Source organism: Actinomadura sp. KC345 (genome assembly GCF_004348515.1).
Lineage (GTDB): Bacteria > Actinomycetota > Actinomycetes > Streptosporangiales > Streptosporangiaceae > Spirillospora.
This window is the reverse complement of sequence record NZ_SMKH01000315.1, coordinates 1-8,551: the sequence shown is the minus strand read 5'-3', so window position 1 is coordinate 8,551 and position 8,551 is coordinate 1. Positions and strand designations below refer to the sequence as shown.

At 71.4% G+C, this 8,551-nt stretch carries 8 protein-coding genes; 4 read left to right on the top strand and 4 right to left on the bottom strand.

What is annotated here, in order from left to right:
* Positions 1-71 precede the first annotated feature (71 nt).
* Positions 72-395: a sulfurtransferase TusA family protein gene (locus tag E1281_RS33580; protein ID WP_243717680.1), complete on the bottom strand. Its 324-nt coding sequence runs from the start codon at positions 393-395 to the stop codon at positions 72-74.
* Between the two features lie 31 nt (positions 396-426).
* Positions 427-1,590, bottom strand: a complete 1,164-nt coding sequence (locus E1281_RS33575; RefSeq protein WP_131883739.1) for a cysteine desulfurase family protein — start codon at positions 1,588-1,590, stop codon at positions 427-429.
* A 162-nt stretch (positions 1,591-1,752) separates the two neighbouring features.
* Between E1281_RS33575 and coxB the strand changes: the two genes are divergently transcribed.
* The 4 genes from coxB to E1281_RS33555 all read left to right on the top strand — a co-directional run bounded on the left by coxB (position 1,753) and on the right by E1281_RS33555 (position 6,034).
* Positions 1,753-2,544, top strand: a complete 792-nt coding sequence (coxB, locus tag E1281_RS33570) for a cytochrome c oxidase subunit II (RefSeq protein WP_131883738.1) — start codon at positions 1,753-1,755, stop codon at positions 2,542-2,544.
* A complete protein-coding gene (gene ctaD / locus E1281_RS33565) occupies positions 2,541-4,208 on the top strand; it encodes a cytochrome c oxidase subunit I (protein WP_131883737.1) in 1,668 nt (555 codons plus the stop codon). The genes coxB and ctaD overlap by 4 nt, the downstream gene beginning before the upstream one ends.
* A 3-nt stretch (positions 4,209-4,211) precedes the next feature.
* Positions 4,212-4,622 carry a cytochrome c oxidase subunit 4 gene (locus E1281_RS33560; RefSeq protein WP_131883736.1) on the top strand — a complete coding sequence of 137 codons (411 nt, stop codon included), beginning with the start codon at positions 4,212-4,214 and terminating at the stop codon, positions 4,620-4,622.
* 203 nt (positions 4,623-4,825) lie between these two features.
* Complete coding sequence (locus E1281_RS33555) at positions 4,826-6,034, top strand: Ig-like domain-containing protein (RefSeq protein WP_243717679.1); 1,209 nt, start codon at positions 4,826-4,828, stop codon at positions 6,032-6,034.
* A 6-nt stretch (positions 6,035-6,040) separates the two neighbouring features.
* Here E1281_RS33555 and E1281_RS33550 read toward each other — a convergent pair whose 3' ends face one another.
* A complete protein-coding gene (locus E1281_RS33550; RefSeq protein ID WP_243717678.1) occupies positions 6,041-7,450 on the bottom strand; it encodes a M48 family metallopeptidase in 1,410 nt (469 codons plus the stop codon).
* Positions 7,447-8,551 (bottom strand): hypothetical protein (locus E1281_RS40745; RefSeq protein WP_165959218.1); only part of this gene is annotated, 1,105 nt, incomplete at its 5' end. The genes E1281_RS33550 and E1281_RS40745, both read right to left, overlap by 4 nt.

The following is an 8,551-nucleotide window of genomic DNA, read 5'->3' as shown; positions in this document are numbered from 1 at the left end:
CGTAACCCCCGCGCACGTAGAAGGGCCGCGCCCCCCGGCGCGGCCCTAGTCGCGTTCCGGTACCCGGTGCTCTAGTAAGTCCTGCGGATGTGGAAACCCCAGCCTCCCTGCTGGAGGGTCTCCTCCCGGACGAAGTCCTGCGACTTCATGCGGCACCAGGCGGGGACGTCGGTGCGTGCGGCGGCGTCGTCGGCGAGGACGGCGACGATCTGCCCGACCGGCACCTCGCGGATCCGCTCGGCCAGCATGATGATCGGGATGGGGCACTTGCGGCCGAGCGCGTCGATGACGAGAACGGGCGGCGGGCCGGACGGCCCCGCGGGGGAGGGCTCGGCGGCGGGCGGCACGGCGTCGCCGGCGGACGTCCCGCCCTTGGCGCGGCCTCGGAACCTCATGGGCGCGACCGCCTCCCCGTGTCGAAGCTGCTCACAGCCGCCTCCCGGTGTTCATCGACGCCTCGCGGAGGCGGGCGACGGCGCCCGGGAACTCGGCGAGGAACCGGTCGACGTCCGCCGAGCCGGCGCCACGCGGCAGCGATACCCGCACGTTCCCATGGGTAACCACTCCCATCGCCTCCAGCACGTGACTGGGACGCAGCGTATCCGCCGTGCACGAGCTGCCGGAGGAAACCGCGAAACCCAGGCGGTCGAGTTCGGTCAGGAGCGCCTCGCCCTCGACGTACAGGCACGAGAACGTCACCAGGTGCGGCAGGCGCCCGACGGGGTCGCCGGCCACCTCGACGTCGGGGACGCTCGCGGCGACCCGCGCGCGGATCCGGTCCACGAGCGCGGAGAGGCGCGGCGCGTCGGCGGCCATGTCCGCGCGGAACGCCTCCAGCGCCGCGGCCGCCGCCGCGATCGCCGGGACGTTCTCGAACCCGGGGACGCGGCCCCGCTCCCGCTCGTCGTCCGGCAGCGGGGAACGCCACCGGGTGCCCTTGCGGACGGCGAGCACGCCGACGCCGGCGGGCCCGCCCCACTTGTGCGCGCTGCCGGCGAGGAACGACCAGCCGCCCGGGACGTCCGCCCGGCCGAGCGACTGGGCGGCGTCGACGAACAACGGCACCCGGGCGGCGCGGCAGGCCTCGGCGGCCTCGGCGACCGGCTGGACGGTGCCGACCTCGTGGTTGGCCGACTGCAGGCACGCGAGCGCGGTGCCGGGCCGCAGCGCGGCGGCGAACTCCTCCGGGTCCACGCGGCCCGTCCGGTCGACGCCGACGGTCGTCACCTCGCCGCCGTCGCGCTCGTGCATCTCGGCGGCGTGCAGGACGCTGGAGTGCTCCACCGCGCTCACGACCAGGTGGTTCCCGACCCGGCGGCGCGCACGGAGCCCCCCGAGGACGGCCAGGTGCACCGCCTGCGTACCCGAGGACGTGAACGACACCTCGTCGGGACGGGCGCCCAGCACGGCGGCCACGCGCGCGCGGGAGCGGTCGAGCAGCATGCGGGTGGCGCGGGCCGGCCCGTACAGCCGGGCGGGGTCCGCCCAGCCCGCGTCCAGGGCCTCCAGCAGCGCCGTCCGGGCCGCGGGATGCGGCGGCTCGGCGGACGCGGCGTCGAAGTAGGCGCGCGGCGTGCTGGAATCGGCCACGCGGAAACACTAACCGGGCACCCGATCGGGGGTTCGCGCACCCCTAGCGCTAGTGTGTCCACCACACGTGTAACAACTGATCTCTCCGCCCGGCCGACCGGGCTTCATCCGTGGGGAAGGCATTCCGTGAGTCCGACCCGCTCTAGGGAGCGGCGTACGCCTGTGCGCAGTCGCCGCGCATTGAAAAGCGCCGGCGCGCTAGGGGTGCTGGCGCTGTCCGCCACCGCGTGCAGCGGCAGCCGCCTTGGCCTGCCCGAGCCGATCAGCATCCAGGGCGAACGCATGCTGCACCTGTGGCAGGGCTCCTGGATCGCGGCGTTCGCGGTCGGGGCCCTCGTCTGGGGCCTGATCCTGTGGGCGGTGGTGTTCCACCGCAAGCGCTCCGACGACCTGCCGCCGCAGGTCCGCTACAACCTGCCGATCGAGATCCTCTATACGGCGGTCCCGTTCGTCATCATCGCGGTCCTGTTCTACTTCACCGCCCGCGACCAGAACTTCGTCGAGAAGACCACCGACGACCCCGCGGTCGTCGTCGACGTGACCGCGTTCCAGTGGAGCTGGCAGTTCGACTACAAGGAGGAGAACGCCTCCGGCAAGGAGCAGACCGTCGCCTCCGTCGTCGGGGTGCCCGTCGCGCCGAACGGCCCCGCCCCGGGCAAGCCGGTCATGACGATCCCGTCGGGCGAGACGGTCCGCGTGAGGCTGCACTCCAACGACGTCATCCACTCGTTCTGGGTCCCGGCGCTGATCTACAAGAAGGACGTCATGCCGGGCTACACCAACGAGTTCGAGTTCACGGCGACCAAGACCGGGACGTATGAGGGCCGCTGCGCCGAGCTCTGCGGTGTCGACCACAGCCGGATGCTGTTCCAGCTCAGGGTCGTGACGCCCGAGCAGTACGACAAGTTCATCGCCGATTCGAAGGCCGCACTGGCCGCGGGAGGTGCCCGGTGACCACGACGAGTCACGCACCGAGCGCGCCGATCGCCGCGCCGCGGACGAGCAAGGGGCGCATCATCGCCTCGTGGCTGTCGTCCACCGACCACAAGGTGATCGGCTACCTCTACCTGATCACCTCGTTCTTCATGTTCCTGTTCGGGGGCGTGCTCGCGCTGGTCATGCGCGCGGAGCTGTTCGAGCCCGGCATGCAGGTCGTGAGCAACGAGCAGTTCAACCAGATGTTCACCATGCACGGCACGATCATGCTGCTGATGTTCGCGACGCCGCTGTTCGCCGGCTTCGCCAACGTCGTCATGCCGCTGCAGATCGGCGCGCCCGACGTGGCGTTCCCCCGGATGAACATGCTGGCGTACTGGCTGTTCCTGTTCGGCAGCCTGATCGTCATCGCGGGCTTCCTGACCCCGGGCGGCGCGGCCAGCTTCGGCTGGTTCGCCTACGCCCCGCTGTCGGACGAGGTGCGCTCGCCGGGCGTCGGCGGCGACATGTGGGTGATGGGCCTGGCGATGTCGGGCTTCGGCACGATCATGGGCGCGGTCAACTTCATCACCACGATCCTGTGCATGCGCGCGCCGGGCATGACGATGTTCCGGATGCCGATCTTCACCTGGAACATCCTGCTGACCTCCATCCTGGTCCTGCTGGCGTTCCCGGTCCTGGCGGCGGCGCTGCTGGCGCTGGAGGCCGACCGCAAGCTCGGCGCCCACATCTTCGACGCGGCGCACGGAGGCGCGTTGCTCTGGCAACACCTCTTCTGGTTCTTCGGGCATCCGGAGGTCTATATCATCGCCTTGCCCTTCTTCGGCATCGTGACGGAGATCCTCCCGGTGTTCAGCCGCAAGCCGGTCTTCGGGTACATCGGCCTGGTGTTCGCGACCATCAGCATCACGGGCCTGTCCATCACCGTGTGGGCGCACCACATGTTCGTGACCGGCCAGGTGCTCCTGCCGTTCTTCTCCTTCATGTCGTTCCTCATCGCCGTACCCACGGGGGTGAAGTTCTTCAACTGGGTGGGGACCATCTGGCGAGGACAACTGACGTTCGAGTCGCCGATGCTGTGGTCGCTGGGCTTCCTGGTGACGTTCCTGTTCGGCGGGCTCACCGGCGTGATCCTGGCGTCGCCGCCGATGGACTTCCAGCTGTCGGACTCCTACTTCGTGGTGGCGCACTTCCACTACGTCGTGTTCGGAACCGTGGTGTTCGCGATGTTCGCGGGCTTCTACTTCTGGTGGCCGAAGTGGACCGGCAAGATGCTGAACGACACCCTGGGCAAGATCCACTTCTGGCTGCTGTTCATCGGCTTCCACGGCACGTTCCTCGTCCAGCACTGGCTGGGCGCCGCGGGCATGCCGCGCCGGTACGCCGACTACGCCGCCGAGTTCCACGGGCTGAACGAGATCTCGACCATCTTCTCGTTCGTCCTCGGCGCCTCGATGCTGCCGTTCTTCTACAACGTCTACATCACGTGGAAGCGGGGCAAGAAGGTCGAGGTGGACGACCCGTGGGGCTACGCCGGCTCGCTGGAGTGGGCGACGTCGTGCCCGCCGCCGCGGCACAACTTCAACTCGATTCCGAAGATCCGCTCCGAGCGCCCGGCGTTCGACCTGCACCACCCGCACGTGGGCGCCAAGGGCGAACTCGCCGGGACGAAGGGGGAGTAGCCGATGCGCGTCCAGGCGTTCATGTTCTACGGAAGCGCCCTCTTCTTCCTCGTCACCGACATCGTGTACTGGCTCTGGTCCAAGGACTGGACGGGCACGACGGCGCTGGGCCTGGCCGTCGGCCTGGCCGGGCTCATCGGGTTCTACGTCCACTTCACGATCCGCCGCCTGGAGCGGGCGAACAACGGCCCGCTGTACGAGGACGACCCGCAGGGCGAGATCGCGGACGCGGCCGGTGAGCTGGGCTTCTTCAGCCCGCACAGCTGGTGGCCGCTGTACCTCGGGCTGTCGGCCGCGACCGTGTCGCTCGGCATCGTGTTCGGCTGGTGGCTGTTCATGCTCGGCGTCGCCGCCGCGCTCCTGTCGACGATCGGGCTGGTCTTCGAGTACTACCGGGGTCATTTCGCCCATTGATCGGTAAAAGAACCCCATAAAGGGCCGGTGTCCGCTTTTTCGCGGGTACCGGCCCTTTCACATACTGGGCGCCGTTCCAGCGAACGGGCTGGGCAGGCGGACCGATCGCCCAGTGGGACGACCGGGGGGACCACATGCGGGTGGGTGGCTCAGGACCGGGAGGCCGGGGTCGGCGCGCGGTCGCCGTGCTCGCCGGAGCGAGCATGGTGGCGGGTGCCGCGGCGTGCTCGGGAGGCGAGGAGCAGGACGACGGCGTACGGCTCTCGGTGTCGCCCGGAGGCGGCGGAACCGCGCTCAGGCCGGACAGCCCGATCGCCGTCAAGGCGCAGGGCGGCACCATCGAGAACGTGACGGTGTCCGCGGGGGACGCCCGGGTGGAGGGCGACCTGAACGCCGAGAGGACGGGATGGCGCTCGCGCTGGACGCTGGAGCCGGGGGAGACGTACACGGTCGACGCCACGGCGCTCGGCGAGGACGGCAGGACCCGGACGGTGCGGAGCCGCTTCACCACGGCCGAGGTCGAGAAGACCAACGACGTGACGTTCGAGGGGCCCCGCGACAAGGAGACCGTCGGCGTCGGCATGCCCATCGTCATGCAGTTCGAGCGTCCGGTGAAGGACAGGGCGGCGGTCGAGCGGGCGCTGGAGGTGCGTGCGGACAAAAGCGTCCAGGGCGCCTGGCACTGGTTCGGCGACCAGGAGGTCGTGTTCCGGCCGAAGAAGTACTGGCCGGCCCACACCAACGTGGCGTTCAAGGCCCACCTCAGCGGTGTGCGCACCGGCGGCGACGTGTACGGCGGACAGAACTACTCCCTCGCCTTCAAGGTCGGCGACTCGCAGATCACGACCGCGGACGAGGACTCCCACAAGATGGTCGTGAAGGTCAACGGCGAGAAGGCCCGCACCATCCCGCTCAGCATGGGCAAGGGCGGCGTGGAGAAGTACACCACCACCAACGGCGTCCATGTGGCGATGTCGAAGGAGGACCCGACCGTCATGACGTCCTCCTGGATGGGGATCGCCCCCGGCAGCCCGGGAGGCTACAGCCTGACCGTGTACAAGTCCGTGCGGATCTCCGACAGCGGCGAGTACGTCCACAGCGCGCCCTGGTCGGTCGGCAGCCAGGGCAGTGCGAACGTCAGCCACGGGTGCATCAACCTCAGCCCGTCGGACGCGAAGTGGTTCTTCGACCGCACCCAGCGGGGCGACCCGGTGGTGGTGACCGGAACGGACCGCGAGCTGGAGCCCGACAACGGGTGGGGCTACTGGCAGGCCGACTGGAAGGACTGGGTGAAGGGCAGCGCCCTGAAGCGCCCCGTCACGACCGCCCCGCTCGCGGACTCAGCGACGGTGACCGCGCAGGGCGGCGGCGCCGGGACCGGGCAGGGCGGTCAGGACGCGGAAGGCGACTGACACCGGCTAGCGCAGCGGCGGCGGCTCCTGGACGTGGTTGAGGCGCGCCCACTCCCGGGCCATGGCGATCCTGCCGGGGCCCGGCGGGTGGGTCAGCCACAGCAGGTACTCCAGGGCGTCCGGGCTCAGGTCGGAGATGTTGCGCACCGAGAGCTCGTGCTGCATCGACACGAACGTCGACGGGTCGCGGGTGAGGTTCAGCGCGTGCACGTCGGCGCGGGCCTCGATGTTCCTGCTGACGAGGTTCTGGACGGGGGCGCTGATCTGCGTCCCGGCCGCCACGAGCGCGAGGACGAGCGCGATCGAGCGCGGGTCGGCGGCGCCGCGGGAGGCGCCGCGGTCGTCGTCCGCGGCGCCTCCGCCGGGGTCGACCCCCGCGCGGCGCAGGAGGCGCGGAGAGGTCATCAGGAGGTGGAGCAGGCACATCGCCCCCGCGACGCCCAGGGCGCCCACCAGCGTGCCCCACAGGACGTCGTTGCGCTTGGCGTGGCCGAGCTCGTGCCCGACGATCGACTCGACCCGCTCGGGCGACGACTCCAGCAGTGTGTCGTACAGGACGATGCGGCGCGTGGAGCCGAAGCCGGACACGTAGGCGTTCAGCGACGTCGTCCGCCGGGAGGCGTCCGCCACCAGGACGTCCTCGACGGGCACGCCGTCCCGTTCGGCCATCGCCAGCAGATCGGTGCGCAGCGGGCCCTGCCGCAGCGAGTGGAACTTGTTGAACACCGGCTCGACGGCGATGGGGTAGATGAACGACACCAGGACGACGAGCAGGAACCCGCCGGCGGCGGCGCCCGTCCACCAGTAGCGCGGGAAGCGGCGCACGACCGCGTACAGGAGCAGCAGGGCGACCGTGTAGATGACCCAGGTGACGCCGAGGGACTTGAGCTCGTCCACGAGCCATGCGGGCCAGCTCTGCGTCGACAGCCCGTACCGGCGCAGCACCGACTCGCTCCAGACGTCGAACGGGAGTCCGGCGATGCGGAGCAGCGCCGTCAGCGCGACGGTCCCGGCGATGATGCGCAGGGACCTGCGCCGGGCGCGGGCGGTGACCCAGCCGACGAACCGGGCGCCCAGCGGCGTGAGGCCCAGCACGAGGACCAGCGCCAGGCCCGCGACGAGGCCCGCGTAGGCGGGCGGGTTGATGGCCGAGTCGAACGCCTTGGAACGTGCGATCTCGGCGGGGGAGAAGTCCAGCGCCGGGTCGGGCTCCACGTGCCCGCCCGGGACGGGGCCGGGCATCGGGTCCCACGGCGTGGTGAGGGCGATGACGGCCCCGAGCGCGGCGAACAGCACGGCGGCCGCGACGGCGGCGGCGGCCCGCGGCCGCCGCATCCGGCCCGCGTCGTCCGGACGAGCGGTGTCCCGGCCGGAACCGGGCTCGGCGCGCCCCGGCTCCGCCTCCGCCTCGCTCATGTCAGCTCCCTCTTCAGGTAGTCGCGCCATAGGGCGGTGAAGCGCTCCCGGGTGAGCCCCAGCACGTCGCGCAGCGCGGCGGCCTCCGGGACGCGCCCGGCGGTCCGGTAGAGCCGCACGAGCGTCGCCTCACCGTACCGGTCGGCGACCATCCGGCAGGCGAGCCAGGCCTCCTGGTAGGCCTGGGAAAGGCGCTCGGAGCCGCCGGAGAACGCGGCCGCGGCGGGCAGCGCGGACGGGATGCGGCCGGCGGCGACCTCGCCCCGCAGCTCGCCGGCCGCCGACGCGACGGCGACGCCGGTCCCGAGGTAGCCGACGTAGTCCGCGAAGCCCTCGATCAGCCACATCGGCGTCGTGCGGTCGCGGGCGCCGCCGGTCGCGACGTGGGTCAGCTCGTGGGTCAGCACGACGTCGCGCCCGAGGTCGTTGAGGCGGCCGAAGGTGCCCGGGGAGACGATGACGCGGTCCTCGCCGCCGCGGCCTCCGGCGGACGGCGCCACGGTGGCGAGGGCGGCGATGTCGCCGAGGCTCTGGCCGGGGCCGGCGAGTGCGGAGGCCAGACCCGGGTCGGCGGGAACGAGCGCGACGGCCCGCCGTGCCCACTCCCGGCCGGCGACGCCGGTGACGGCGGGCACGGCCGCGTCCAGCCGCCGGGCGATCTCGTCGAGCCCGGCTGCGTCGCCGATGACGAGGCAGGCCTTGCCCTTGACCGCCTTCAGGGGCCCGGCGTGCCAGATGGCGGCGTCGTCCTTGAGCCCATGGGACGACCCGTCGCCGACGATCGTCCAGGTGCCTGAGCTTGGGGCGAGCGTCAGGTAGCCCGTGTGGGCGACGTCGCCTCGGTCGAAGCCCCGCAGCCTGTAGCGCACCTCCACGCGGACGACCGCGACGCCCTCCTTCCCGTCTGCGGCCTGGATGGCGGCGAAGCGCTCCTCCCAGCCGTCCAGGGGAAGCTCGCGGAGATTGCCGAACACGCGGGACTGGGCGTCCTGGAACGCGGCGGGTGCCGAACCCACCGTCGCGAGGAAGGCCGTCCGGTCTCCGCTCCGCACGGCCCGCGCGCGGTTGGCGAGGACGGTGGCGGCGTCCCGGGGCTCGAAC

Coding starts and splice junctions, on each gene's coding strand:
- E1281_RS33580 (WP_243717680.1), bottom strand. CDS start 395: ATGAGGTTCCGAGGCCGCGCCAAGGGCGGGACGTCCGCCGGCGACGCC.
- E1281_RS33560 (WP_131883736.1), top strand. CDS start 4,212: ATGCGCGTCCAGGCGTTCATGTTCTACGGAAGCGCCCTCTTCTTCCTC.
- E1281_RS33555 (WP_243717679.1), top strand. CDS start 4,826: ATGGTGGCGGGTGCCGCGGCGTGCTCGGGAGGCGAGGAGCAGGACGAC.
- E1281_RS33550 (WP_243717678.1), bottom strand. CDS start 7,450: ATGAGCGAGGCGGAGGCGGAGCCGGGGCGCGCCGAGCCCGGTTCCGGC.